This window comes from Streptomyces sp. AC627_RSS907 (assembly GCF_019049165.1).
Map to the genome: position 1 here is coordinate 1 of NZ_JAGMUE010000682.1, position 563 is coordinate 563.

Annotated in this window: 1 protein-coding gene; it reads left to right on the plus strand. The window is 75.3% G+C overall.

Annotated elements, in window-relative coordinates:
• A partial coding sequence (locus KUM32_RS37780; protein WP_254406686.1) for a PD-(D/E)XK nuclease family protein occupies positions 1 to 317 on the plus strand: 317 nt, incomplete at its 5' end.
• Positions 318 to 563 lie beyond the last annotated feature (246 nt).

A 563-nucleotide genomic window follows, 5' to 3' on the forward strand; every position in this document is an offset into this window, starting at 1 on the left:
CGCGCGACGAGACCGCTCGCGACCAGGCACCGTACGGCGAGACCTCGCACGACGCGGCAGCGCACCCCTACACGTACGAGATCGTCGACTGGAAGACGAACCGGGCGCAGGACGCCGACCCGCTCCAGCTCGCCGTCTACCGGCTGGCCTGGGCCGAACAGCACGGCCTGCCGCTGTCCGCCGTCACGGCCACCTTCCTCTACGTCCGCACCGGCGACATCGTCCGGCCGCACCCGCTCCCCGGCCGGGCCGAGATCGAACGCGTCCTGCTCGGCGACGAGCCCGCCCCGCCCCACGGCCCGCGCTCCGACGCGTGACCGCCGGTCACGGCCGGCGCGCGCGGAGCCACCGGCCGCCGGGAGCGAGCGACCGGGGGACGAAACGGGGCGGAAACGGGCGGGCGCGGAGGGTGAGCAAGGCCGCGCTCGGCGGCCCGGAACCGTGGCGGGACGGGTCGTCCGGGGCGGATAGGCTCGTCATCATGAGCACCACCCCGGACGACGCTGTCCGCGCCTATGTCGAAGCCCACCGTGCCGCGTTCCTCGACGACCTCGCCGCATGGC